Source organism: Parerythrobacter aurantius (genome assembly GCF_045291475.1).
Taxonomy (GTDB): Bacteria; Pseudomonadota; Alphaproteobacteria; order Sphingomonadales; family Sphingomonadaceae; genus Parerythrobacter; species Parerythrobacter aurantius.
On record NZ_CP147985.1, the window covers coordinates 1695966 to 1721582 of the forward strand.

At 66.0% G+C, this 25617-nt stretch carries 24 protein-coding genes and 1 tRNA gene; 10 read left to right on the forward strand and 15 right to left on the reverse strand.

Going from position 1 to position 25617, the window contains the following annotated elements; translation table 11 throughout:
• Window positions 1-218: 218 nt before the first annotated feature.
• Both WAB17_RS08385 and WAB17_RS08390 read right to left on the reverse strand, forming a co-directional pair.
• On the reverse strand, window positions 219-986 hold the full coding sequence (locus WAB17_RS08385; RefSeq protein WP_435416904.1) for a competence/damage-inducible protein A: 768 nt from the start codon (window positions 984-986) through the stop codon (window positions 219-221).
• A gap of 32 nt (window positions 987-1018) precedes the next feature.
• Window positions 1019-2527 carry a flavin-containing monooxygenase gene (locus WAB17_RS08390; RefSeq protein WP_435416905.1) on the reverse strand — a complete coding sequence of 503 codons (1509 nt, stop codon included), beginning with the start codon at window positions 2525-2527 and terminating at the stop codon, window positions 1019-1021.
• A 111-nt stretch (window positions 2528-2638) separates the two neighbouring features.
• On the opposite strand from WAB17_RS08390, the gene WAB17_RS08395 reads away from it, so the two are divergent.
• A complete protein-coding gene (locus tag WAB17_RS08395; protein WP_435416906.1) occupies window positions 2639-4639 on the forward strand; it encodes a TonB-dependent receptor in 2001 nt (666 codons plus the stop codon).
• A gap of 16 nt (window positions 4640-4655) precedes the next feature.
• Here the strand turns inward: WAB17_RS08395 and WAB17_RS08400 are convergent.
• Window positions 4656-4729, reverse strand: a tRNA-Gly gene (locus WAB17_RS08400).
• A gap of 170 nt (window positions 4730-4899) precedes the next feature.
• On the opposite strand from WAB17_RS08400, the gene WAB17_RS08405 reads away from it, so the two are divergent.
• Window positions 4900-5148: a DUF6356 family protein gene (locus tag WAB17_RS08405; protein WP_435416907.1), complete on the forward strand. Its 249-nt coding sequence runs from the start codon at window positions 4900-4902 to the stop codon at window positions 5146-5148.
• A gap of 7 nt (window positions 5149-5155) precedes the next feature.
• Here the strand turns inward: WAB17_RS08405 and WAB17_RS08410 are convergent, their stop codons facing one another.
• Window positions 5156-6223 carry an NAD(P)-dependent alcohol dehydrogenase gene (locus WAB17_RS08410; RefSeq protein ID WP_435416908.1) on the reverse strand — a complete coding sequence of 356 codons (1068 nt, stop codon included), beginning with the start codon at window positions 6221-6223 and terminating at the stop codon, window positions 5156-5158.
• Between the two features lie 10 nt (window positions 6224-6233).
• Window positions 6234-7028: an SDR family oxidoreductase gene (locus WAB17_RS08415; RefSeq protein WP_435416909.1), complete on the reverse strand. Its 795-nt coding sequence runs from the start codon at window positions 7026-7028 to the stop codon at window positions 6234-6236.
• A 78-nt stretch (window positions 7029-7106) separates the two neighbouring features.
• Between WAB17_RS08415 and WAB17_RS08420 the strand changes: the two genes are divergently transcribed.
• The 5 genes from WAB17_RS08420 to WAB17_RS08440 all read left to right on the forward strand — a co-directional run bounded on the left by WAB17_RS08420 (window position 7107) and on the right by WAB17_RS08440 (window position 10731).
• Window positions 7107-8432, forward strand: coding sequence for an alkaline phosphatase PhoX (locus tag WAB17_RS08420; RefSeq protein ID WP_435416910.1), 1326 nt, complete (start codon window positions 7107-7109; stop codon window positions 8430-8432).
• A 12-nt stretch (window positions 8433-8444) separates the two neighbouring features.
• Window positions 8445-8999 (forward strand): TMEM165/GDT1 family protein, encoded by a 555-nt coding sequence (locus tag WAB17_RS08425; protein ID WP_435416911.1) that lies wholly within the window; start codon window positions 8445-8447, stop codon window positions 8997-8999.
• Between the two features lie 101 nt (window positions 9000-9100).
• Window positions 9101-9562, forward strand: a complete 462-nt coding sequence (locus WAB17_RS08430; RefSeq protein WP_435416912.1) for a Dps family protein — start codon at window positions 9101-9103, stop codon at window positions 9560-9562.
• A 78-nt stretch (window positions 9563-9640) separates the two neighbouring features.
• Window positions 9641-10264: a 6-phosphogluconolactonase gene (locus WAB17_RS08435; protein WP_435416913.1), complete on the forward strand. Its 624-nt coding sequence runs from the start codon at window positions 9641-9643 to the stop codon at window positions 10262-10264.
• Window positions 10252-10731 carry an NUDIX hydrolase gene (locus WAB17_RS08440; protein ID WP_435416914.1) on the forward strand — a complete coding sequence of 160 codons (480 nt, stop codon included), beginning with the start codon at window positions 10252-10254 and terminating at the stop codon, window positions 10729-10731. The genes WAB17_RS08435 and WAB17_RS08440 overlap by 13 nt, the downstream gene beginning before the upstream one ends.
• On the opposite strand, the gene dinB is transcribed toward WAB17_RS08440, so the two are convergent.
• On the reverse strand, window positions 10728-11861 hold the full coding sequence (gene dinB, locus WAB17_RS08445; protein WP_435416915.1) for a DNA polymerase IV: 1134 nt from the start codon (window positions 11859-11861) through the stop codon (window positions 10728-10730). The two genes, WAB17_RS08440 and dinB, sit on opposite strands and share 4 nt — an antisense overlap.
• 98 nt (window positions 11862-11959) lie before the next feature.
• Between dinB and WAB17_RS08450 the strand changes: the two genes are divergently transcribed.
• Window positions 11960-13243, forward strand: coding sequence for a multidrug effflux MFS transporter (locus WAB17_RS08450; protein WP_435416916.1), 1284 nt, complete (start codon window positions 11960-11962; stop codon window positions 13241-13243).
• Here the strand turns inward: WAB17_RS08450 and WAB17_RS08455 are convergent.
• The 8 genes from WAB17_RS08455 to crtY all read right to left on the reverse strand — a co-directional run bounded on the left by WAB17_RS08455 (window position 13240) and on the right by crtY (window position 21918).
• The gene (locus WAB17_RS08455; RefSeq protein ID WP_435416917.1) at window positions 13240-14790 is read right to left on the reverse strand and encodes an acyl-CoA carboxylase subunit beta; all 1551 of its coding nucleotides are present in this window, start codon (window positions 14788-14790) and stop codon (window positions 13240-13242) included. The two genes, WAB17_RS08450 and WAB17_RS08455, sit on opposite strands and share 4 nt — an antisense overlap.
• Before the next feature lie 105 nt (window positions 14791-14895).
• Window positions 14896-16782 carry an acetyl/propionyl/methylcrotonyl-CoA carboxylase subunit alpha gene (locus WAB17_RS08460; protein WP_435416918.1) on the reverse strand — a complete coding sequence of 629 codons (1887 nt, stop codon included), beginning with the start codon at window positions 16780-16782 and terminating at the stop codon, window positions 14896-14898.
• Window positions 16779-17279: a hypothetical protein gene (locus WAB17_RS08465; protein ID WP_435416919.1), complete on the reverse strand. Its 501-nt coding sequence runs from the start codon at window positions 17277-17279 to the stop codon at window positions 16779-16781. The genes WAB17_RS08460 and WAB17_RS08465 overlap by 4 nt, the downstream gene beginning before the upstream one ends.
• Window positions 17280-17289: 10 nt before the next feature.
• Complete coding sequence (locus tag WAB17_RS08470) at window positions 17290-18243, reverse strand: phytoene/squalene synthase family protein (RefSeq protein ID WP_435416920.1); 954 nt, start codon at window positions 18241-18243, stop codon at window positions 17290-17292.
• On the reverse strand, window positions 18240-18821 hold the full coding sequence (locus tag WAB17_RS08475) for a TIGR00730 family Rossman fold protein (protein WP_435416921.1): 582 nt from the start codon (window positions 18819-18821) through the stop codon (window positions 18240-18242). Before WAB17_RS08475 ends, WAB17_RS08470 begins: the two co-directional genes overlap by 4 nt.
• Window positions 18821-19057, reverse strand: a complete 237-nt coding sequence (locus WAB17_RS08480) for a hypothetical protein (protein WP_435416922.1) — start codon at window positions 19055-19057, stop codon at window positions 18821-18823. Before WAB17_RS08480 ends, WAB17_RS08475 begins: the two co-directional genes overlap by 1 nt.
• Window positions 19058-19241: 184 nt before the next feature.
• The gene (locus WAB17_RS08485; RefSeq protein ID WP_435416923.1) at window positions 19242-20732 is read right to left on the reverse strand and encodes a phytoene desaturase; all 1491 of its coding nucleotides are present in this window, start codon (window positions 20730-20732) and stop codon (window positions 19242-19244) included.
• Window positions 20725-21918 (reverse strand): lycopene beta-cyclase CrtY, encoded by a 1194-nt coding sequence (gene crtY, locus WAB17_RS08490; RefSeq protein WP_435416924.1) that lies wholly within the window; start codon window positions 21916-21918, stop codon window positions 20725-20727. Before crtY ends, WAB17_RS08485 begins: the two co-directional genes overlap by 8 nt.
• A gap of 77 nt (window positions 21919-21995) precedes the next feature.
• Between crtY and WAB17_RS08495 the strand changes: the two genes are divergently transcribed.
• A complete protein-coding gene (locus WAB17_RS08495; protein ID WP_435416925.1) occupies window positions 21996-22598 on the forward strand; it encodes a DUF2585 family protein in 603 nt (200 codons plus the stop codon).
• A gap of 38 nt (window positions 22599-22636) precedes the next feature.
• The gene (locus WAB17_RS08500; protein ID WP_435416926.1) at window positions 22637-23494 is read left to right on the forward strand and encodes a MipA/OmpV family protein; all 858 of its coding nucleotides are present in this window, start codon (window positions 22637-22639) and stop codon (window positions 23492-23494) included.
• A gap of 49 nt (window positions 23495-23543) precedes the next feature.
• Here the strand turns inward: WAB17_RS08500 and WAB17_RS08505 are convergent, their stop codons facing one another.
• Entirely contained in the window at window positions 23544-25571 is a 2028-nt protein-coding gene (locus tag WAB17_RS08505; protein WP_435416927.1) for a prolyl oligopeptidase family serine peptidase, read from the reverse strand.
• Window positions 25572-25617 lie beyond the last annotated feature (46 nt).

Below are 25617 nucleotides of genomic sequence, written 5' to 3' on the forward strand. Positions count from 1 at the left end.
GCGCGAAAGGACCTGACAGTGCCCATTCCTGTCCGCGGGAACGCTCGCTTTTCCTGTAGCACGTCCGGTCGTCATGGCCCTCACGAGGCCGTGACGGCCCTCCTTCCGGGACGCTGCGCCCCGCTTTGGATCAAACCCGGGCAGAATGTAACGCGGACGGGTTAAGGTAAGGTGTCGCCTCCCTGACCATGCGGCGGGCGCAGGCGCTGTGCCGGGCGCTAGATCCCGCCGGTGACGCAGTCCGTACCGGACGCCTCAAGCTCCCGCACGAGCGCGTCGGTGCATGCCCGCAATGCACCCGCATCGGTCGAGCGGATGACGAAATTCGCGCCGACCCTGCCTTCGCGGAAAAACGGGTAACTGCCGATCTGGCACTGGTCGTGCGCTTTTTCCGTCGCCCGGAGGATGTCCGCGACCTCGCTTTCCGGTGTCCAGCATCCGATTGTCGCGCTCAGCAACGGCGCGCCGCCTTCGAGCGTGCCGGTCAGCGCATCGAGCATGCCGGCCGTGATATGGGGCACACCCGCCATCAGGAAGATATTCCCGATCCTGATCCCGGGCGCGCCGGACATACGGTTCGGGATCAGTTCGGCCCCTGCCGGGGCCCGGGCCATGCGCAGCCGCGCTTCGGTCAGTTCGAGGCCGCGACCGGTATAATACCGTTCGAGAATGGCGCGGGCCTCCGGGTGGACCTCGACTTCGAGGCCGAGCGCCTCGGCCACGGCATCGACGGTAATATCGTCATGGGTCGGGCCGATCCCGCCGGTAGTGAAGAGATAGTCATTGTCGGCCCGCAGGGCGTTTACCGCCGCAACGATCCTTTCCATGACGTCGGGCACCACGCGCACTTCGGCGAGGCGAATGCCCTGTACCTGCAGCCAGCTTGCGACCTGCGCGATGTTCTTGTCGTGCGTGCGGCCGGACAGGATTTCATCGCCGATGACGATCAGGGCGGCGGTATAGATGCGTTCGGGATTCGTGGTCATCCCGCCTGCCTAAGCGAAGCCGGCGGCAAGCGCTACTCTGCCGCTTCCAGCATTTCGTCGACACCGATCGCGTTCGCCCCCGCACGCCGGAAGGCGAGCAGGCCGTCGTCGACCGGATCCTGCTGCATCCGTTTCCGGTCGAGCACATACTCCTGGTTGAGCCGCCACGGGTATGCCACCGAATTGCGCGGCATGATGTGCTTGCCGCGCTGGATGTAGCCGCTGGAAAAATCGAAGATATCGTCTTCCTCGATGGCGGCTTCCGCCTCGGCGGTCAGCACCGGTTCCGCGATTTGCGTGCCGGTCGCCTTCATCCTGTTCAGCACGCGGCAGACATAGTCGGAATTGATATCCGCCCGCAGCGTCCAGCTGGCGTTGAGGTATCCGAACACCACCGCCAGGTTGGGCAGGTTCGAGAACATGCAGCCCTTGTAGTAGAACCGCTTGCTGAAATCGACCGGCTCGCCATCCACCGAAACCGCGATCTTGCCGGCGACCGCCAGCTTGAGGCCGGTTGCCGTGACGATGATGTCGGCTTCCAGCACCTCGCCATTGTCGAGTTCTATGCCGTTTTCGAGGAACCGGGCGATCTTGCCCGTCTTCACCGAAGCCTTGCCGGCCTTCATCGCTTCGAACAGGTCATTGTCCGGCACCAAGCACAGGCGCTGGTCCCAGGGATTGTAGGGCGGGGTGAAGGCAGCCTTGTCGAAATCCTTGCCGAGCGCTTTCTCGATCCGCTTGTAGAGGCCCTTCTTGACCTTTTCGGGCTTGTTGCGGGCGGACTTGAAGCCGATGTCCTGCAGCTTGATGTTCTTCCACCGGGTGATCCTGTAGGCCGTCTCTTCGGGCAGGACCTTGCGCAGGAAATTGGCGACCGCATCCTTGGCCGGGCGGCTGAACATCCAGGTCGGCGTGCGCTGGAGCATGGTCACATGCGCCGCCTTGTCGGCCATCGACGGGACGATGGTGACTGCCGTTGCGCCGGAGCCGATCACGACCACCTTCTTGCCGGAATAGTCCAGATCCTCGGGCCAGAACTGCGGATGGATAACCCGGCCCCTGAACCCGCCGGTCTGGAAGCCCGCGTCATAGGGTTCGTCGTAATCGTAGTAGCCTGAGCCAAGGTAGAGGAAATTCGCGGTCAACCGCTTCTTCTCGCCATCCTTGAGCTGGACCGTGACGGTCCACCGTGCGGTCGATCGGTCGAAGTCGGCGCTCAGGACGCGGTGCCCCGTGCGGATATGCTGGCGGATGCCGCGCTCGTCGACGATGCGGTTGAGATATTCGAGGATCGAGGGCGCATCGGCGATCGACTTCTCGTGCTTCCACGGTTCGAACACGAAACCAAGCGTGTGCATGTCGCTGTCCGAGCGGATGCCGGGATAGCGGAACAGGTCCCACGTCCCGCCGAGGTTTTCGCGCATTTCGACGATGGCATAGCTGTGATCGGGGCACATCATTTCCATGTGCGCCGCCATGCCGATCCCGCTGATTCCGGCACCGACGATCAGGACGTCGAAATCGGTTTCGATGTCGCTCATGGATTAAGTCCTCTCCTGCAACGGATACGAGATAAGCACATCTGCGGAGGATTGGCGAGTCTTGCGAGACCGAGGCTGACGCGGCGCTTTCGGGCCGCTAGGGCAGCAGGCATGAAGTACTTCGTGCATTTGCCCCTGCTCGCGCTTTCCGTTCCCGCACTGGCGCAGGACCCTGCCGACCAGAGGGTCATTGTCGTGACGGGACAGGGCCTGCCGGATACGCCGGCCGAGCCGGCCTATTCGGTGCGTGAACTGGATCGCGAGACAGTGATCTCCGCCCCGTCGGGACGTATCGAGGAAGCGCTGGGCGCAGTCGCCGGGTTCCAGCAATTCCGCCGTTCCGACAGTCGCTCCGCCAATCCCAGCGCGCAGGGCGTTACCTTGCGCGCGCTCGGCGGCAATGCCTCGAGCCGGGCGCTGGTGACGCTCGACGGGGTGCCGATGGGCGATCCGTTTTTCGGTTTCATTCCCTTTGCCGCGCTGCTGCCGGAACAGGTCGGCAGCATCCGCATCACGCGCGGCGGAGGATCGGGGCCGTTCGGCACAGGGGCACTGGCGGGCACAATCGCCATCGACAGTGCCGACATCGACACGCTCGGCCCGCTGACCGCCTCCGCCCTCGTCAACGACCGTGGCGAGACGGAGACGAGCGCGGGCATCGCGACGCGGGTCGGCACTGGCTATGTGGCGGCGGGCGGCCGATGGGACCGCGGTGACGGGTTTCAGACCACGCCCGCCGACCAGCGTGTCGCCGCGAGCGTACCGGCCGCTTTCGACAGCATCGCCGGCCAGCTGCGCATGGTTGCACCCCTGTCCGATACGCTGGAATTGCGGGCGCGCCTGCTGGCCTTCGACGATCGCCGCACCTTGCGTTTCGATGGGGCCGACAGCAGCGCCACCGGGCAGGATGCCAGCCTGCGCATCGTCGGGCGGGGTGCCTGGCAGTTCGATGCGCTGGCCTATCTCCAGGCGCGCAATTTCACCAATGTCGTGGTCAGTGCGACGCGGTTCGTGCCGGTGCTCGACCAGAGCGATACGCCGGCCACCGGAATCGGCGGCAAGCTCGAATTGCGCCCGCCGGTCGGCGATGACCATGTGCTGCGCGTCGGCATCGACTATCGCCGCGCCGATGGCGAGATGCAGGAACAGGCGATCAGCGCCTTCACCGGCCAGGTCACCGCGCGCCGCCGCGCCGGCGGGGCGACGAGCGACCTGGCACTGTTCGTCGAGAACGACTGGACCTTGGGGCGAGTGGTCCTCACCGGCGGTCTCCGGGCCGACCGCACCGCGATCACGGGCGGCTTCTTCCAGGAAAGCACGCCGGCCGGCGCGGTGACGATCGACAACCGCTTCGCCGACCAGACCGACTGGACCGTTACTTGGCGGGGCGGGGCACTCTACCGTGTCGGCGAAACCCTGTCGCTTAGGGCAGCCGCCTACAGCGGCCTGCGCCTGCCGACGTTGAATGAATTGTACCGCCCCTTCGTGGTGTTCCCGGTGACCACACAGGCCAATGCCGGGCTCGGCGTGGAGCGGCTCGAAGGCTTCGAAGCCGGGTTCGACTGGACCCCGGCGGAGGGCGTGGAAGTCTCCCTCACCGCATTCGACAACCGGGTGAAGGACGCCATCGCCAATGTCACGCTGGCCCCGAACCTGCGACAGCGGCAGAACCTGCCGGCGATCGAGGCTCAGGGGCTGGAGCTCGGCACGCGGATCACGCGCGGACAGGTCAGCTTCGACGGTACGCTTGCCTGGACCGATGCCGAAGTGCGGGGGTCCGGCCCGTCGCTCGCACTCGACGGCAACCGGCCCGCGCAAACCCCTCGCTGGGCTGCGGCGGCGACTCTCGGATGGACGCCCTTCGAGGGCGGACTGCTGGCGATCACGCTGCGCCATGTCGGCGCGCAGTTCGAAGACGACCTCGAGGCCGATGTGCTGCCCCCCGCGACGACTCTCGGCGCCTTTGCGGAAGTGCCGCTTGCCGGTCGTGTTTCGCTGGTGCTGCGCGGCGAAAACCTGACCGGCGAGACCGTCGTCACCCGCAATGCCGGCGGCAGCATCGATCTCGGCGCACCGCGCACGGTGTGGGGCGGGCTCAGGTTCGGATTCTGACTTCCGGGAGTAGATCTGGAGCGGGTGAAGGGAATCGAACCCTCGTCGTCAGCTTGGGAAGCTGCTGCTCTACCATTGAGCTACACCCGCATCTTTGGCGCTTCGTCGACGTATCTTCGGCGCGGCCGCGCGCTTGCCTGAAGGTGTCGGCGCGGTCAATATGAGAGTGTGGGCCACGTTCCGACGCGCGGTTTTTTCTTGCATCGTGGTGTGGCATAGGCGGTCGGGAAGACGTCGCAATCGCAACCACGGAACAGCCCATGAAACTCTTCACCGCGCATCCCGAATCCGTTGGCGAAACCTATTTCGAGCACATGCGCGTGGCGAGCAGCTTCGGCTGGCCCATGCTGGGGGCGGGGATCGCCTGCCTTCTGCACGGCATCTTTCCCTTCCTGTTCCAGCACACCGGCAGCACGGTCGTCCGCCGCCTGCACGCGCGCATGGTGACCAACCGCGTGCGGGTCGACCGGTCGAACCAGCGCGGGCAGCAACTCGACTGGTGCATCTGATCGCCAGCTAGGCCGCGCGCAGGCTCTCCATGTCGATCACGAAGCGGTATTTGACGTCGCTGCGTTCCATGCGCTCGTAGGCCGCGTTGATGTCCTGCATGGGGATCACTTCGATTTCCGGCACGATGCCCTTCTCGGCACACAGGTCGAGCATCTCCTGCGTTTCCGCGAGGCCCCCGATGCCGCTGCCGGTGAGGATTTTGCGCCCCAGCAATATGCCCGAATGCAGTTCCGGCATTTTCTCGATCATGCCGACCAGCACCTGCGCCCCGTCGATCCGCAGCAGGTGGAGATAGGGCGCGACGTCGTGGCGGACCGGAATGGTGTTGAGCACCAGGTCGAAATACCCGGTCTTAGCCTTCATCGCCCCCTTGTCGGTGGTGAGGAGGAAATCGTGCGCACCCAGCGCAATTGCATCCTGCCGCTTGTCCTCGGTGCGGCTGAGCACAGTGACTTCGGCGCCCATCGCCACGGCAAACTTCACGCTCATGTGGCCGAGCCCGCCAAGCCCCGCCACCGCGACCTTGCTGCCCGGGCCGACCTTCCAGGTCCGCAAGGGGGAATAGGTCGTTATCCCGGCGCAGAGCAGCGGCGCCGCGTGCTCGCTGCTCAGCGCCTCGGGCACCTTGAGCACGAATTCGTCGCGGCAGACGATGCGCGTCGAATAGCCGCCATGGGTGACCGATCCGTCGATCCGGTCGCGCCCGCCATAGGTGCCGACCGAGCCGTTGAGGCAATATTGTTCGAGGTCCTGCTCGCAGTGGGCGCAGGCCTTGCAGCTGTCGACGAGGCAGCCGATGGCGACGCGGTCGCCTACCTCGTGCCGCGTCACGCCGTCGCCCACTGCCGCTACCGTGCCGACGATCTCGTGGCCCGGAACGCAGGGGTAGGTCGTGCGGCCCCAGTCGTTGCGCGCCGTGTGGAGATCCGAATGGCAAATGCCGCAATGGCTGATGTCGATCAGCACATCGTCGGCGCGCAGGCCCCGGCGGGTAATGTCCATCGGGCCGACCCCGCTGTCAGGCGCGGTCGCGCCATAGGCTCTCGTCGGGTATTCGTTGGTCGCTGCGGTCATGCGTCCCCTCCTATTTCGGCGGCATCCGGATCGCGCCGTCGAGACGGAACTGGTGGCCGTTGATGTAACCGTTGCGGGCGATTTCCAGCACCAGCGAGGCGAATTCCTCCGGATGGCCGAGCCGCTTGGGGAAGGGCACGCTGGCGTTGAGCTGGTCCCACATCTGCGGGTTGCGGTCCTTCATTCCCAGCATCAGCGGGGTCGCGAATATGCCCGGCATGATCGAATTGACCCGGATGCCGAGGTCCATCAGGTCGCGCGCCATGGGCAGGACGAGGCCGTTCACACCGTTCTTGCAGCTACCGTAGATGACCTGGCCGATCTGCCCGTCCTGCGCCGCGACGCTGGCGGTGAGGATGATCGCCCCGCGCTCGCCGTCCTCGGTCACGGGACCGCTGTTGGCCATGCCGAGGGCCGAGTGGCTGGCGATGCGGAAGCTCGCCGTCAGTATGCCTTCGGCGCCGAAGGCGTAATCTTCCGTCGGCAGCTTCTTGTAGCAGCCGTTCTCCTTGTCCCAGCTGATCGTCTTGCCGCGCTTGCTCGCCATGGCGCAGTGGACGGTCAGGCGTTCCTGCCCGTTGGCGGCGCGGGCGGCGGCGAAGCCATCGACCACCGATTGTTCGTCCATGATGTTGACGTGATGGAACGTCGCCCCGATCGCCTCGGCCTTGGCTGGCCCCTCGCCGGTATTGATGTCGAAGATGGCAACCTTGAAACCGGCCTCGGCGAGCGCGACAGCGCTGGCGTGGCCGAGGCCCGAGGCTCCCCCCGTAACGATGGCGGCGTGGCCGTCAGCGAAATTCATGTGTCTCTCCCCTCGCTTGGGCCTCCCATCGACCCTTGCGCCTGCTATGGCCCCGGAACAGAACTGGAGTCAAAGCCGATGTCCGCCCAGCCCGTCACCGATCGCCGGAGGTTCATGGCAGCCACCGGCAGCGCTTTCGCCGCGCTTGTCGCCAGCGGCTGCGCCCTTCGCGGCGGGCTCGCGAGCGGAGGGGGGACGTCGGTGGGTTACGGACCGCTGGTGCCCGACCCGGCGGGCCTGCTCGACCTGCCGGCCGGCTTTTCCTACCGCGTCCTGTCGCGTCTGGGCGATACGATGGAGGACGGCTTCACCGTGCCGGATCGCGCCGACGGCATGGGCTGCTTCGACATCGGCGGCGGCCTGATCGCGCTCGTTCGCAATCACGAGCTCCCGCCGGGCGTCGATGCGGGCGGCAAGCTGCCGAAGGGCTACGGTAAGGGGCCCGACGGAGAATTCCTACCGGGCGGCACCACCACCGTGGTGCTCGACGCCGCGACCCTCGAGGTCGACCGGGCCTACCGGACGCTCGCCGGCACGGTCAGGAATTGTGCCGGCGGCACTACCCCCTGGAACAGCTGGCTGACGTGCGAGGAACCCGGCTCTCGCGGCCTCGCGGCCATGCCCGATCACGGTTATGTGTTCGAAGTGCCGGCCGCCGCGGGCGGGCTGGTCGATGCCGTGCCGCTCAAGGCGATGGGCCGGTTCAATCACGAGGCGGCCTGCGTCGACCCGGCTACCGGCGCGGTCTACATGACCGAAGACCAGGACGACGGGCTGTTCTACCGTTTCCTGCCAGCGCAACCGGGCGTGCTGGTCAAGGGCGGCCGCCTGCAGGCGCTTTCGCTGGGCAAGGATCTTGGCGACAGTTCCAACAAGTCCGCGCCGCGCCTTGCACGGGGGCAGGCCTATCCCGCACGCTGGATCGATCTCGACGACGTTACCTCGCCACTGGACGACCTGCGCAAGCGCGGTGCCGCCGCAGGGGCGACGACCTTTGCCCGGGGCGAAGGCGTGCACATGGGGCAGGATGCGGTCTATTTCTGCTGCACGAGCGGGGGTGCGGCCGGGCTGGGGCAGATTTTCCGGCTCACACCTTCCCGCTCGGACAGGGCCGACCGGCTCGAGCTGTTCTTCGAATCCGACAGCCCCGACCAATTCAATTTCGGCGACAACCTGACGGTCGCGCCCAACGGCCACCTGGTCGTTTGCGAAGACCAGTACACCGATGTCGTCGACAACCATCTGCGCGGGATCGACCGCGCGGGGCGACCTTACGACATCGCCCGGCTGAGGGCTCAGACCGAACTGGCGGGGGCGTGTTTCTCGCCCGACGGCAGGACCCTGTTCGTCAATGTCTACAGCCCGGCTGCCACGCTCGCCATCGTCGGACCCTGGGCCGCCTGAGGCGCTGCGAAGGTGTCGTCGTTCCTCTTCGGTTTCGCGCTGGTGCTGCTGGTGTCGCTGGGCGCGCGCGACCAGTTGCTGATGGCCCAGCTTTCCGGCCGGACTGGGCCAGGCGTCCTAGTTGCGGGCCTGCTGGCCGCACTGGCATCGTCATGCCTGATGGCCTGGGCAGGGACGGTTGTTGCGGCACAGCTTTTTCCGGAGGCCGGGCGGATGCTGATCGCCATTGCCCTTGCCGTGGCGGCCGTCGAACTTGCCTGGCCGATCCGGTCGCAGCCCCTGCGCGAGCCGACCCATTCGGTCTTCGCCGCCTTTCTCGTCCTGCTGGCCCGCCAGATCGGTGACGCGGGCCGCTTCATCGTCTTCGCCGTTTCCGCCTGGACCGCCTTGCCCTGGCTCGCCGCTGCCGGGGGCGCGCTGGGCGGGGCAGGCGCGCTGGCGATCGGATGGGCGATGGGCCCCGCGCTCGGACAAACGCTGCCGCTCCGGGCAATCCGCCGCGTCTTGTCGGCGGTGCTTTTCCTTGCGGCGCTGGCCATCGGCCTCGACGTGCGCGGAATGGCCTGACCGACCCGGTCGATAACTGTCGCCACCCTATCCGGTGAAACCGAATGGGGGCGGCCGCGTTTCATAGGCACACAGCACACCGACGGGAACGGAGAAAGATTATGCCGACTGCAGGCGACAACTCGAAAAAGGCACTGGTCAGCGAACTCAACGGGCTGCTGGCCGACCATTTCGCACTCTACACCAAGACCAAGAACTTTCACTGGCACGTGAAGGGCCCGCGGTTCCGCGACCTGCACCTGCTGTTCGACGAGCACGCGGTCGAGATCCGCAACTACATCGACGTCATCGGCGAACGCGTGCGCAAGAACGACGCCGCCACGCTGACCTCGATCGGGGCGATTGCCGAGCACACGCAGATCAAGGACCAGGACAAGACCGATCTCAAGCCCGAGGCCATGGTCAAGGAATTGCATGACGACAACGTGAAGGTTCTGGACCGGATCAAGAAGCTGAAGGACCTGACCGAGCAGACCGGCGACAACGCCACCGACGGCATCCTCGACGACATGACCGATCAGGTCGAACAGCGCATCTGGTTCCTCAAGAGCACTCTTCAGTAACGCAAATGCGCGATGCGGATACGAATGCGGGCCGCGCGGGGGATGACCCCATGCGGCCTTTTCGGCTAGGGTCGATGCATGACCGATATCCGCGTGATCGACGATGCCGATGGCGTCCGCATTGCCGACTGGCTTGAACGCCGCTTGCGACAGGCCCTAGAGGCGAGCGACGGTCGCGTCGCGGTAACCGTGCCCGGGGGGTCGACCCCGTTCCCGATCATCGCCGAACTGGTGACGAGGCCGCTGGATTTCGCGCGGCTCGACGTCTGGCCCAACGATGACCGGATCGTGCCCGAGGATCACGAGGCATCCAACAGCGGCAAGCTGCGGGCCTTGCTGGAACCGGTGGGAGCGCAGGTCATCGCGCTGAACGAAGATTCCGCGCCGCCGCGCTTCGCCCTCGCCTGGCTCGGGATGGGGCCAGACGGACATATAGCCTCGCTGTTTCCCAACACCGATCCCGATCCTGCCGATCCCTTGCCGGTGCGGCGCCTGACCCCCGATCCGCTCCCGCCGCATGCTCCGTTCGACCGGATCACCCTTACGATCCCCAGCCTGCTGGCCAGCGATGCCGTGCTGTTCACTCTGGGAGGGGCGGAGGACAAGCGGGCTGTTTTCGATGAAGCCCTGCGGGGGGAACACGATCTTCCGGTTGCGCGGCTCCTCGCAAACGCGCAGCAACAGGTGACATGCTTCACCTGATTCCCAGTCCCGTCCACCGCGCGCTGCTGCCTCTGGCGCACGCCATCAGGCACCGCTGGCGGCGCTGGCGCAAGACCCGGCTCTATGGATGCGGGGTCATCATCTGCAACCTCGAGGGCGAGGTGCTGATGCTGCGGCACAGCTACGGTCCGGCGGTCTGGTCGCTGCCAGGCGGCGGCATCGGCCGCGGTGAGGATCCGGCAGCCGCGGCGCTGCGCGAGGTATACGAGGAACTGCGGATCGAACTTGCACGGGTGACGCTGCTCGGCATCGTCGAGGATACGATCTCCGGATCACCGCACACCACGCACCTGTTCCATGCGGTGACCGACCAGTATCCGCAGGTCGACCGGCGCGAAGTTGTGGAAGCCCGTTTCTTTCCGCGCCATTCGCTGCCCGAGCCGCAGGGGCGCACGACCCGCACGCGGCTCGACCGCTGGCGTTCGGAAATGCAGGGGCAGGCCTAGAACAGCGGTAGCTGGCCCGATTTCCGGGCGGTGCGCCCGGCTGTCACTTCGGCCTCCTGTTCGAGGTTGGACAGCGTCAGGCCCATCAGCCTGATCGGCAGCGGCAGGGGCAATTGGGCCTCCAGCAAGTCGCGGGCAATGGTCGCGAACTCCTCCGCACCGGCGACATAATGCGGCACCGAATGGGCGCGGGTGACCGATCGGAAATCGTTGTATTTCATCTTCAGCGTGACCGTCCGCCCCCTGGCCCTGGTCCGCTCCACGCTGTCCCAGACGATGGCGATGATCCGCTCCAGCGTTTCGCGCAGCTCGTCGGGCTCGTGCTGGTCGACACTGAAGGTCCGCTCTCCGCCGACCGACTTGCGGATGCGGTCGGCGCGCACGGGCCTCAGATCGATTCCCCGCGCCGCCCGGTAGAGATAGTCGCCGAAACTGCCGAAATGCGCCTTGAGCCAGGCAAGGTCCTTCGCCGCCAGATCGGCCCCGGTTTCGATCCCCAGCCGCGCCATTTTCTCCGCGCCCTTGGGGCCGACGCCATGGAACCGCCGGATCGGTAGCGACTGGACGAAGGTCGCCCCTTCGCCCGGCCTGATGACACACAGCCCGTCGGGCTTGTTCTGGTCGCTGGCGAGCTTGGCGAGGAACTTGTTGTAACTGACCCCCGCGCTGGCGGTGAGGTTCGTCTCGGCGCGGATGCGCTCGCGGATCAGCTGCGCGGTGCGGGTGGCGGACCCGACGCCCTGCAAGTCCTCGGTGACGTCGAGATAGGCCTCGTCGAGGCTCAGGGGTTCGACATGCGGAGTGTAGTCGAGGAAGATCTCGCGGATCTGGCGGCTCGCTTCCTTGTAGGCGTCGAACCGGTGGCGCACGAAGATCAAGTCGGGGCACAGCCGCTTCGCCGTGACCGAGGGCATCGCGCTCCTCACTCCGAACCTGCGCGCTTCGTAGCTGGCGGCGGCGACCACACCGCGCCCGCCGCCGCCGCCGACTGCGATCGGTTTGCCGCGCAGCTCCGGATTGTCGCGCTGCTCGACGCTTGCGAAGAAGGCGTCCATGTCGACATGGATGACCTTGCGCAAACCCTGCGCTTCGTCTTCCTCAGGATTGAACTCATCGTCCGACACGGCCATCTTCCTATCTCCGCATGCGCGGCAATTGAAGCACAGTGCGCGGGATTTCGGTCCGGGGTGCTGCCAAGATGCTAGGCAGCGGCGCGGTGCACAGGCACATGACGCGCATCATGGTGGGCACCCGTATCTCTTCCAGTGACGGCCATTCGCGCTCGTTAGGGCGCGGGGAATTCGTCGCGCTGATGGCGGCGCTGATGAGCCTTGGTGCACTGGCGATCGACGGGATGCTGCCCGCGCTAGAAGTGATTGCCGGCTCCTACGGGGTCGACGATCCCAACCGCCGCCAGCTGGTCGTGGGGGTTTACCTGCTGGCGACCGGGGTCGGCTGCATCGCGCCTGGCAGCTTTGCCGACCGCTTCGGCCGGCGACCTGTGCTGTTCTTCGCCCTTGCTTCCTACATCGTGCTCTCCGTCGCCTGCGCCTTCGCGCCCTCGTTCGAAGCCCTGCTCGTCCTGCGCGCCTTGCAGGGGCTGGCGACCGCCGGCCTCGGCGTGGTGCCGGTCGCGGTGATCCGCGACCGGTTCGAAGGCGATGCCATGGCGCGGCTGATGTCGACCATCTTCATCGTCTTCATGGTGGTGCCGGTGCTGGCCCCCAGTGTCGGCCAGGCGGTGCTGGTCTTCGCGCCTTGGCCGTGGATCTTCGCTTTCATGGGGTTCGTTGCCGCGGTGATATCGCTGTGGACCTTTGTGCGCCTGCCGGAAACGCTCGCGCCGACCCAGCGGCAGCCGCTCGATATCAGGACCGTACTGCACAACCTGCCGCTGACCTTCACGACGCGCGCGGCGGTGGGTTATGTGCTGGGCAGCGCGATCACCTTCGGGGCGATGTTCGGCTACATCAACAGCTCGCAGCAGCTTATCGGCGAGCATTTCGGCGCGGGCGAGGATTTCGCCTTGATCTTCGGCGCGACCGCCTCGACGCTGGCGGTGTCGAGCTTCACCAATTCGCGCATCGTCGAACGTTTCGGCGCGCGGCGCGTGTCGCATACGGCGCTATGCGTCTTCATTGTCGTCTCGGCGGTGCAGGTCTACGCCGCGCATTACCATCCGGATTCGCTCGACTGGTTCGTGCCGCTGATGGCGGCGAACCTGTGCCTGCTCGGTTTCATGGGCGCGAACTTCGGCTCAATCGCGATGCAGCCGTTCGAACATGCGGCGGGCGCGGCCTCCTCGGCGCAGAGCTTCATCCGCATGCTGACGGGGGCGGGGTTGGGGATACTGATCGGCCAGGCGTATGACGATAGCGCGCGGCCGCTGGCTTATGCACTGTTCCTGTGCAGCCTGACGTCATTGTTCCTGGTGCTGTTCAGCGAACGCGGCAGGCTGTTCACCCGTCCGAACGACCAGCGCAAGTTCCCTGCCGGGCACGAAATCCACTAGGCTGCGCCGAGTCTCCGCCAGGCCAGCCCGGCGAATTCGCATAGCAGGGGCCGCGTGTCGCGCGGGTCGATGATGTCTTCGACATTGAAGCGTTCGGCGCTGCGGAAAGGCGATGTGACCTTGCCCAGCCGTTCGCGGATCGCCTCCAGCTCTGCCGCGGGGTCTTCCGCCGCCTCGATCTCGGACTTGTAGGCGACCTCCAGCCCGCCTGCGATGGGCAGGCTGCCCCAGTCGCCCGAAGGCCAGCAATAGCGGTACTGGTAGGTGTCGGCATTGCTCATCGCGCTGCCGGCGATGCCATAGGCGCGGCGCATGACGATGCTGGCGAGCGGGACGGTCGCCTTGTAGACCGCGTTCATCGCCTGCACGCCGTAGCGGATCGTGCCCGCCATCTCCGCCTCGCGCCCGATCATGAAGCCGGGGTTGTCGACCAGGTGGACGATCGGCAGGCGGAACTGGTCGGCCAGTTTGACGAAGCGTTCGACCTTCTCGGAGGTCTTGGCATCCCACGACCCGCCAAGATAGCTGGGATCGTTGGCGAGGACGAACACCGGCCAGCCGTCGACCCGGGCGAGCGCCGTGATGGTGGCGCGGCCCCACATCTTGCCGATCTCGAACACGGTGCCCCTGTCGAACATCAGCTCCATCGCGCGGCGCATCGAATAGACCTGCTTATCCTCGCGCGGGACGAGGCTGAGCAGGGCTTCCTCGCGCCGGTCGGCGGGGTCGCCGGTCTCGACGCGGCGGGCGAGCTGGCCGACATACTCGGGCATGAAGCCGAGGAAATGGCGCGCGCGGGCGAAGGCTTCGGCCTCGCTGGCGACCTCGTCATCGACCACGCCGTTGCGGGTGTGGATGCCGCTGCCCCCGAGGTTTTCCTTCGCCTCCTCGTGGCTCGCCGCGCCGTCCTTCCACGCGTCGCCGAGGCCATCGACCACGGCGGGGCCGGCGGCGAAGATCTGGCTGAGGCCCCTGACCATGATCGAGTAATGGCTGGCGACGATCCGCGCTGCGCCGAGGCCGGCGGTGGGGCCGAGCGCGAGTGCGACCACCGGCACGGTGTCGAGGTTCTTCACCACCTCGCCCCACATGTGGACCGCGGGGATATAGGTCGCGCCGATCATCTCCAGCGTCTTGACGCTGCCGCCGCCGCCGGTGCCGTCGATCATGCGGATGATGGGCAGGCGCAGTTCGTGCGCCATCTTCTCGGCTTGCTCCATCTTGCGCCCGATCCCCGCATCGGCCGCGCCGCCGCGAATGGTGAAGTCGTCCGCCGTAGCGACCACGGGCCGTCCGTTGATGGTGGCCTTGCCGAACAGGAACGGGGCGGGGAGGACGGCTTCGAGATTGCCCTCGCCGTCATAGAAACCCTTGCCGGCGATCTTGCCGATTTCGCGGAAGGAGCCTTCGTCGACCAGCGCCGCGAGCCGCGCGCGGGCATCCATCTTGCCGCGTCCGTGCTGCCGCGCGACCTTGTCCGGCCCGCCCATCTGCTCGGCGAGCGCTTCGCGGCGGCGCAGTTCCTCGAGTTCCTTTTCCCAGCTCATCTGGTCCCCTTGGCCCACCCCTAACCCCTCCCGCAAGCGGGAGGGGGACTCGGTAGCGCCACTTTCTCCCCTACCGCTTGCGGGAGGGGCCGGGGGTGGGCAAGTCTATTCTTCAGCAGGCGCCACTACGCACAGCACGGCCTCGACCTGCACCTGCGAGCCCTGCTGGACCGACAGCCCGGTCACCGTCCCGTCGAACGGCGCGGTGAGGGCGTGCTCCATCTTCATCGCCTCGAGCACCATCAGCCGCTGGCCCGCAGTGACCGCATCGCCCTCGGCCACATCGACCGCGATGACCTTGCCCGGCATGGGGGCGATAATGTCGCCGTCGTGGGCGTGAAGATGCCCGCCGCCACGAACTCCGAGAGACAATTCATAGGCTTGGCCATCCTGGAACCCGAGCGCGGTCGCACCGCCAATCGGGTATGCTTGTGTACTGAAGCGGTGGTTGTCGGGAAAGTCGGTCTCGAAACGTCCGTCGACATAGATACCGCTTTGGTAGGCGCGCTCGGCGTTGAGGCGAAAGCCGGGAATTTTTGCGCGGCTTTCAAACATGCTGCGCAAAGCTGGATTGCCAAAGACCAGCTTATCCATCGCATCCTTGAACAGCGAGATCGACACCGCTTGTGCCGGCGCAAGTTTATCAAGATTGCGTTCGATTGCGCCCGTATCGAGCTGCGCTGCGTTGAAATCCTCGTCTTGAAGCAGGCGGGCAAGAAAGGCTGCATTGGTCTTGACCGGCCAGACCTCGACCTGGGAGACAGCCTCCTCGAGGGTCGCGATGGCCGCAATACGGTCAGGTGCGGAAGCTACGACCTTTGCGATCATGGGATCGTAGAATGACGACACTTCGGCCTGCTCTTCGATTCCAGTTTCGATCCGCGCCAGATCGGTAGGCAGACGCAGGTGATTGAGACTACCCGTACTCGGCAGAAACCCCTTCGCTGGATCCTCCGCATAAAGCCTCGCCTCGATTGCCCAGCCGTTGATGCTTAGCTCCTCCTGCTTCAGCGGCACCGGCTCCCCGCTCGCCACGCGCAGCTGCCACTCCACCAGGTCCACGCCGGTGATCTCTTCGGTCACCGGGTGCTCCACCTGAAGCCGCGTGTTCATCTCCATGAAGAAGATACGATCTGCCCGCAGGCCCTCGCTGGCGTCGGCGATGAATTCGATCGTGCCTGCGCCCTCGTAATCGACCGCCTTGGCGGCGCGCACGGCGGCGGCGCAAATGGCTTCGCGGGTCGCCTCGTCCATGCCGGGAGCGGGGGCTTCCTCGATCACCTTCTGGTGGCGGCGCTGGAGCGAGCAGTCGCGTTCGAACAGGTGGACGACATTGCCGTGGCTGTCGCCGAAGACCTGCACCTCGATGTGGCGGGGCGAGGCGATCCACTTTTCCAGCAGCACTTCGTCATTGCCGAAGCTGGCCTTGGCCTCGCGCCGGCAGCTTTCGAGGCTCGCCTCAAAGTCCGCCGCGTCATCGACCTTGCGCATCCCCTTGCCGCCGCCGCCCGCGACCGCCTTGATGAGGACGGGGTAGCCGATGGCGTCAGCTTCGGCCTTGAGGCGCTCGACCGACTGGTCCTCGCCCTCGTAGCCCGGCGTCACCGGCACGCCGGCCGCGCGCATCAGCTTCTTGGCCGCGTCCTTGAGACCCATCGCCTCGATGCTCGACGGCTTCGGACCGACCCAGATCAGCCCCGCGTCGATCACCGCCAGCGCGAAGCCTGCGTTCTCGGACAGGAAGCCATAACCCGGATGGATCGCCTCCGCGCCGGTTTCCTTCGCCGCCGCAATGATCTTCTCGCCCACCAGATAGCTTTCCGCCGCGGGCGAGGGGCCGATATGCACCGCCTCGTCCGCCTGCCGCACGTGCAGCGCCTTCGTATCGGCATCCGAATAGACCGCGACCGTAGCGATCCCCATTTGGCGCGCGGTGCGGATGATGCGGCAGGCGATCTCGCCGCGATTGGCGATCAGGAGCTTGCGGATCATTCGCCGACCCCCGGCGCGCCGAGCCTGTCGCATTCGCTCGGCGGTTCCATGGTGAAGCTGGTGTTGGCGACCTTCCACCCGCCCTCGGTCAGCACCATGCTCAGCGAATTAATCCCGCAATGGGTCGTCCTGTCGCCGATCATGAAGCGATAGGGCCCCCAGACCTGCGCCATGTCGCCATCGACCAGTACGGTTGCATAGGTCATGCGCTCGTCCAGCCCCTTGGGCGTCCCGGCCCAGCGAGCCAGGTGGTCCGCCACCGCGACGACGACGGTTTCGGGTGCGCCGGGCACCATCCGGTCATGGATATAGATCGTCGCGCCGGGATGCATGGCACGGGCGAGCGCCGTCTTGTCGTCGCTTCGCAGCGCCTCGAAGAAGGCGTCGGCACCGGCGATGACGGCATCGTGCGGGTCGCCGTGCGCGACATCATCCTGGGCGGTGACAGGTGCGGCGAAAGCAAGCGCGAAGCCTGCGCAAACGGGGATTCCTCTCATGCCCGCAGCGCTACGCGCTGGCGGCGCGCTCCGCAAGATTGGCGCGGGTCCAGCGCGGCATTTCGGAGGGGCGGGGAGGGTCGTTCGCCAGCGCCTCGAAGAAAGCTGCCGCGGCGTGGCGGATCTTGTCCCATTTGCTGGTCGAGACACGGCGATCCCAGGCCGCCGTCCCGCGCCGGCGGACCTCGCGGCCGATTTCGCCATAGATGCGCGCGGCGCTGAGCACGGCCCAGCGGCTGCGGAACGGGAGGCGTGCGGCCCCGACGCGGGCAGCGGCCTCGTGCGCTTCCATCAGCGCTACCAGCTGCGCCGCCATGTCGGCCAGTTCCTGGCGGTGGTGCGGCTTGGTGTGCTGGCCGGGTTCGATGTCCTCCTCGACCAGCCATTCGACGGGCAGGTAGCAACGGTCCGCCGCATCGTCCTCCACGATGTCGCGGGCGATATTGGCGAGCTGGAAGGCGAGGCCGAGGTCGCAGGCGCGGTCCAGCGTGTCCTCGTCCTGCGGTGACACTCCCATCACCACCGCCATCATCACGCCGACCGCGCCCGCGACGTGGAAGCAGTAGCGCAGCAAATCGCCTTCGCTGCGTGGCCGCCAGTCGCGCGCGTCGAGTTCGAAGCCGTCGATCACGTCATCGGCCATGGCCTGCGTGATCCCGCATTCGCGCGCGACGAGGCCGAAGGCGTCGAAGGCCGGATCCCCGGTCGGCTGGCCGTCGAGCGCCTGGCGGGTGAGCGCGCGGATCTCCTCGACACGGTCCATCGCGCCCGACTGGTCGCCCAAGGTCCCCCCGTGGTCCTGCGCATCGGCGAGATCGTCGCAGCGGCGGCACCAGGCATAGAGCAGCCACACCCGCTCGCGCGTGGTGCGGTCGAACAGGCGGCTGGCGGCGGAAAAGCTCTTGGAGCCCCGCTTGATCGACAGCCGGGCCTGTTCGACCAGTTCCGCCCTGTCGAGGCTCACAAATCGTCGGCCTTCATGCGGAAGATCGGCGTGTGCGGCACATATGCCGCCATCTTCTCCAGCAGGTCGGGCAGGGTTTCCGCCGCGATCAGGATGTTCTGGTGCGCCGGGCGGACGAAGCCGACCTCGGCCATCTTGCGGTTGAAGGCGATCAGCTCGTCATAGAAGCCGAAGGCGTTGAGCAGGCCGACCGGGTTGGAGTGATAGCCCAGCTGCGCCCAGCTCATCGCTTCCCACAGCTCGTCCATGGTGCCCACCCCGCCGGGGATGGTGACGAAGCCATCGGAAAGGTCGGTGAAGCGCTGCTTGCGCTCGTGCATCCCGCTGACCGTGATCAGTTCGGTGCAGGCATGGTTGGCGACTTCGGAATTGACCAGCGCTTCCGGGATCACGCCGATCACTTCGCCGCCCGCCTCCAGCGCGCCGTTTGCGACCGCACCCATCAGCCCGAGCCGCCCGCCGCCATAGACGACGCCAATGCCGCGTTCGGCCAGATCCCGGCCAACATCACGGGCGAGGTCGATATAGCGGGTGTCCTCCGGGGTGGCGGAGCCACAGTAGACGGCGAGGCGTTTCATCAGGAGTCAGTTGCTTTCTGTGTCAATCGACGCTGCCAATGCCGCCAGGCGAACCAAAATACAAACACTGCAAACATGGATTGCAGAGTGAGAGCGAAATAGAACTCACGATAGCCAACGAAAAAGGCAGTGTAACCGTTCACAAGCACGTTCGAGGCCATGATGGCTACGCCAAGCATCACTCCCTCTCGCTCCCAAACCCATATCAGCACGGCAGCAAGCGGATCGAAAATCACGAGGCTGGTCCAATAGAGATTCCATGGAAGAGGTCTGAAATCGTATGGCAACCACCCGTGCTTGAGGATGTCCAGAGCGTGCGTGGTTGTCCCAATAAGGAACCCGACCGTCCAGATTGCCCGACTGGCTAACATCACCGATCCACCATGCTTCGCATGGTCCCCCTCCCCGTGCCGGGGAGGATCAAGCCAAATCCTCGATCATCAACCCAGCCGTCGCCTTGGCGCTGCCGACCACGCCGGGAATACCCGCGCCGGGGTGCGTCCCCGCGCCGACGAGGTAGAAATTGCCGATCACGTCGTCGCGGTTGTGGCCGCGGAAGTATGCGCTCTGGGTCAGCACCGGTTCGAGGCTGAAAGCGCTGCCGAGATGCGCGTTGAGATCATGCGCGAAATCGGTCGGGGCATAGTGGAACTTGGTCACGATCCGGTCGTGGATATCGGGGATCAGGCGGCGGCCGACCTCGTCGAGCACGCGCTTCTCCAGGATCGGGCCGATTTCGTCCCAGTCGATCTTGAGTTTGCCCATATGCGCCACCGGCACCAGCGCATAGAAGGTACTCTTGCCCTTGGGCGCCATGCTCGGATCGGTCACGGTCGGGTGGTGCAGGTAGATGCTGAAATCCTGCGGCAGTACGCCGTTGCTGTAGATGTCGTCCAGCAGGCCTTTGTAGCGCGGGCCGAACAGGATCATGTGGTGCGGGATGCCGGGCCAGGTGCCCTCGAGCCCGAAATGGACCACGAACAGCGAGGGGCTGTAGCTCTTGCGCTTGAGCTTGCGGCCCATTGACCAACCGCGCTGGCTGCGGCCGAGCAGATCCTTGTAGCTGTGGACGATGTCGGCATTGCTGGCGACCGCATCGAACCGCTGTTTGAAGCCGCTCTGGGTCTCGACCTCGGTCGCGCGCTTGCCCTCGACATGCACCTGCACCACCGGATCGCCGACGATGATCTTGCCGCCGAGCCGTTCGAAATGGCGGATCATGCCGGCGATCAGGCGGTTGGTGCCGCCGCGGGTCCACCATACCCCGCCGTCCATCTCCAGCTTGTGGATCAGGGCGTAGATGCTGCTGGTCTTCATCGGGTTGCCGCCGACCAGCAGCGTGTGGAAGCTCAGCGCCTCGCGCAGCTTCTCGCTGCGGACGAAGCTCGAAACCATCGAATAGACGCTGCGCCATGCCTGCTTCTGAGCCAGAGCAGGCGCGGCCTTGAGCATCGACTTGAAATCGAGGAACGGCACAGTGCCGAGCTTGATGTAGCCTTCCTCGTAGACGCCCGCGCTGTATTCGAGGAAGCGCTGGTAGCCGTCGACATCGCGCGGATCGAGTTTCTCGATCTCCTTGAACAGCTTCGCCTTGTCGTTCGAGTAATCGAAATTGGTCCCGTCGGGCCAGTTGAGGCGGTAGAACGGGCTGACGGGCATCAGCTCGACATCCTTGCTGATGTCGCTCCCCGACAGGGCCCACAGTTCCTTGAGGCAATCGGGGTCGGTCACCACGGTCGGACCGCCGTCGAAGGTGAAACCGTCGCGTTCCCAGTAATAGGCGCGGCCGCCCGGCTTGTCGCGCGCCTCGATCACCGTGGTCGCAATCCCCGCGCTCTGCAGGCGGATGGCGAGCGCCATGCCGCCGAAGCCGGAACCGATTACGCATGCAGTCTTGCCGGTATCACCCATTGGTCGTCTTCCTGTTGGTCGCGAGCGACCGCCCTTTGCCGAATATCGCCTTCAGTGCCGCCGGTATCGCCACGGGCGGCTTGCCGGCGAGCACCCGGAACTTCTCGAACGGGATCGAGCGGGCGGCATAGAATCGCTCGATCAGCCGCTCGTCCAACCGGTAGAACCGCTGGAAGATCCGGTAGCGCTCCTTAGCGGCGGGCGCGCCGAAAAGTATCCTGCCCAGAAGGCGGTAATAGGCCGTCCGGTCCCAATGCCGGCGGGCATGGGCGGCGAGCAGCGCGGCCAGCTGGTCTCCGGGCAGATCGGCATTGTCCGCCACCAGCAGCGCGGTTTCGACCGCCTGCGGGATCGTATAGCTGGTGAGCGGATGGGCCAGCAGGGCGCGGGCGCCGGCCTGCGGTATGGTCGCAAGCTGCTGTTCGCGCGCGAAGGCCCCGAAATCGCCGCCGGTGATGACGGGCAATATGCCGGTCTCGCTATCGACGATTTCGCCCTCCCACCCTTGCTCGGCGGCGTAGCGGTCGAGCCGGCGCGAGAGTTCGCTGCGGTCGAGGATCGGCTCGTCCTGGTAATAGGTATCCTCGAAAAACACGTCGTTGGCGCCAAGTGGAAGCACGTAGACGAACCGGTATCCCCCGAGCTGCTCGACGCCGGCATCCATGATAACCGGGCGGGCGATGCCGTGCGGTTTGCCGGTCCGCAGGTGGCGGCCCATGAAGACCTGCCATCCGCCGCGCAGGTGCGTGGTCTGGCCGAAGCCCCGGCAATCGATCACCGCCCGGGCGGGAATGCTCTCGCCACCCGCCAGCGTGACGCCAGCGGGCGTGCAATGGTCGACGCGCTTGCCCGTGCGGATGGTCTGCTGCGACAGCTCGCGCCGCAGGCCGGCATCGAAATCGGGCGAGGCGAGCGAGAAATAGCGGGCCTGCAGCGTCCGGGCAAATTCGGGGAAGACGACGTCGTAGCCGGTCCATTCGGTTTTGCGAAACGGCGCCATCAGCGCATGGCCGCGCTCGTCAAGGTCGGAGTCGAACCAGCTCCACCGGTGGATGCCGCCCAGCCGCTCGTCGGCCTCGACCAAGAGTACATCGAGCTCTGGCCGCTGCTGGCGCAGCGCGAGCGCGATCAGCCCGCCCGACAGCCCGCCGCCGACAATCGCCACATCTGCTCTGCGCCCGTTCATTGCGCGCTGCCCTAGTGTAGTGGACAGGGCAGGGCAATTGCCTTGCCACGCAATCTGGCTGTGGCATCACGCCTACCATGCTCTCTGCCGCAAGCTCCGTCCTCCTGCCGCATCGCAAGGCGATCATCGCCACCGTCATCGTGCTGGTCGGTGCGCTCGCCATCCTGCTGGCGATGGACCGCCCGCCGATCTGCACCTGCGGCACGGTCAAGCTGTGGCACGGCGTGGTGCAATCGGCGGAGAACAGCCAGCACATCACCGACTGGTATTCGCCCAGCCATTTCACCCACGGGCTGATCATGTTCTTCCTCGCCTGGCTGCTGTGGCAGAAGTGGGGCCTGTTCGGCGGTGCCTTGCAGAAATGGGCGCTGCCGATCGCGGTGCTGGTCGAGGCGGCGTGGGAAATCAGCGAGAACACCGAGACGGTGATCAACCGCTATCGCGAGGTGACGATCAGCTGGGGCTATGCGGGCGACAGCATCGTCAATTCGATGGCCGATATCGGCTGGATGATCCTGGGCTTTGTGTTCGCGGCGCGTGTGCCGTGGCAGGTCAGCCTGGTGCTGGCGCTGTTCTTCGAACTATTTACCGCCTGGGCGATCCGCGACAATCTGACGCTGAACGTGCTGATGCTGTTCTGGCCGCTGGAAGCGGTGCGGCAGTGGCAGGCGATGGGATGATGGCCGGAACGCACTGGCGGCCCATCCGTTTTCGCCGCATGCCCAACAGAACATACCTCTTGCTGGCCGCCTGCGTAGCGGCCGTGTCCGTCCCCTCGCACGCGCAGGATGCCGCAGGCGGACCGCCCGAACGGCCTGAAACCGTGTTCGACGGCGACTTCCTGTCGATCGGCATCGGGGCAGGCATCGGGCCGAGCTATTCCGGGTCTGACGATTACACGATTTTTCCGTTGCCGGTCATCCAGGCCAGTGTCGGCGGCATCGACATCAACCCGCGGCCCGCGGGGCTCGCGTTCGATTTCGTGCCCGACGCGCGCGACGGCGTGTCGTTCGACCTCGGCATCGCCGGTCGCGTCCGCAGCGACCGGGTCGACCGGATAGAGGATCCGGTGGTGAAATCGCTCGGCGAACTCGACCGGGCGGTCGAACTGGGGCCGACGGCGGGGATCAAGTTTCCGGCGCTCCTCAACCCGTTCGACAGCCTCACCATCGGCGTCGACGCGCTGTGGGATGTCGCCGGGGCGCATGACGGGATGACGGTGTCGCCTCGGGTGACCTACTTCACCCCGCTCAGTCGCGGTGCGGCCGCCTCGCTCAGCGTGGGGGCGAGTTTCATCGACAACGATTTTGCGGACTATTACTATTCCGTCTCCCCGACCCAGGGCCTTGCCACCGGGTTGACCCCGTTCGCGGCCGAAGGCGGGCTGGAAAGTATCGGCACTAACCTGCTGCTCGCCTTCGACCTCAACGGCGACGTCACGGACGGGGGCCTGTCGCTGGTCGCCATCGGCGGCTATTCGCGCCTTGTAGGCGATGCCAAGAGGACTCCGCTCACCAGCGAACGCGGCAGCGCCGACCAGTTTCTGGCGGGCCTCGGGATCGGCTACACCTTCTGACGCGATGCGCCGGGAAGAAGGGCTCCGGTTTCCCGGAGCCCTGCATTTCCTATTCGGCTTCCGCAGCCTTTTCCAGGCCGAGGTCCGGCCTCGGTGCCGGCAGCGGCGCATCGCGGTCCCCGGTCTTCAGGTAGGTGTCGAACCATTCCATCATGCGCAGGTTGTAATCGTAGCGGCTGGCTGCGCGGCGGTTGCCGTGCGGTTCGCCGGGATAGAGCACGAGGCGGACAGGCACCTCGGGCTTGCGGGTCTTGATGTTGCGATACAGCTCGTAGCTCTGCGTCGGCGAAACGCGCGTGTCACTGTCGCCGTGCATGATCAGGATGGGTGTGTCGGCCTTGTCGACGTGGAAGATCGGGCTGCGTTCCAGCAGGTGGTCCCATTCCTCCCACGGCCACTTGCGTTCGTGGACGAGGTACATCTCGTTGGGAATGTCTGTGGTTCCGAACTTCGAGATGTTGTTGGAGATGCCGACGAACATCACGCTGGCGGCATATTCGGCCGAATAGAAGGTCGCGCCCCACGCACTGGCATAGCCGCCATAGGAACCGCCGGTGATCCCGACGCGGTCGGCATCGGCGAGGCCCTCCGCCACGAAATAGCGCTTGGCATCGACGATATCGTCGAATTCCTTGCCGCCGTAATCGCCCTGGTGCTCCTTGGCGAAGGCGACGCCGTAGCCGGTCGAGCCGCGATAATTGGGCAGGAACACGGCATAGCCCTTGCCCGCCGCGACCTGGCCGGGCTTGCTGTAGGCGGTCTGCCAACCGTCCGATTCATGCGCCTCGGGGCCGCCGTGGACGTTCATGATCAGCGGCGCGCCGCCCTTGGGTGCGCCGCCGACCGGCTCGATCAGCACGCCTTCGATGGTGCGACCGTCGCGCGCGGTGTAGCGGACGGTGCGCTGGGTGCCGAAGTCGATCTCGGCCAGCCAGGGGTTGTGGCTGGTCCAGCGCTGGAAACTGCCGCTGTCGAGCGTGAACAGTTCGACCGGGTGGCGCGCGCTGTGAGCCAGCACGGCGATCCTGTCGCCCGCGCTTTCGACCGCAGCCAGCACCAGCGCGCCGGGATCGATTTCCTCGACCGTGCTGCCGTAGATCCGCAGCACGCTCTTGGTGCCCTTGTGGATCACTGCGGCCAGCCGCCCGTCGGCCAGCCATTCGGCATCGACCGCAGCTTCGGCAGCGCCTTCGTTGAGCGGGGCGAAGGTGCCGGTGACGGGATCGGCGCGGAACAGGGTGGTGGCTGCCGGATCGTGGCGGTCGATGGCCGCGATCAGCGACAGCGCGCTGCCGTCGGGGGCAATCTCGACGTCCTCCAGCTTGCCCGGCGTTGCCACCTCGACCGTCTTGCCGGTGGCAAGGTCGAGGATGTTGACCCGGGTCGAGGTATATTCGTCATCGACGCGCGGGCTTGGCGCGGTCTTGATCATCGCGCGCTTGCCGTCGGGGAAGATGTCGATGGTGCTGACGTAGCCCGGCACCTTGATCTCGCGCGGCTTGGCATCGGGCTCTGCGCCGATGGTGGCGGCAAACAGCCGGTTGAGCTGCGCTTCCTCTTCGTAGACGACGGCGTCGAAGCCTTTCTTCTTCTCGGCATCGCGGGTCTTGTCGGGCGCGGCGCCGGCCAGCAGGTACACGGTGCTGCCATCAGGTGCGAAGGCATAGGTCGACACGCCTGCATCCTCGATGCCCGCCAGCTTGCGCGGCGCGCCGCCGTCGACGGGCACGCCCCACACGGCGCGCTTCTCGTCCTTGGCGGCCCACAGATACGTCACCATCAGCCCGTCGGGGCTGAAGCCGACCTGGCCGGGGCTGACGTCCGCGGGCAGGTAGGCCCGCCATTGCTCAGGCCCCCAGGCGAGCTTCAGTTCCTGCTTCGTTGCGCCATCATCCTCGCCCTCGGTCACATCGGGCAGGCTGGCAGTGGTGAAGGCGATCCGGCTGCCGTCCGGCGAAACGGCGAAGGTGCCGACAGCTTCCAGCTTCGCGACATCTTCCGGCGTCATCGGACGGGCGAGGGCGGCGGCGGGGATGAGCAGGGTGGCGGTGAAGAGCGCAGTCCGCAGGGTTTTCATCGGGCGGTATGACCTCTCGTTTGTGGTTTCGATGCGGGGGGCTATA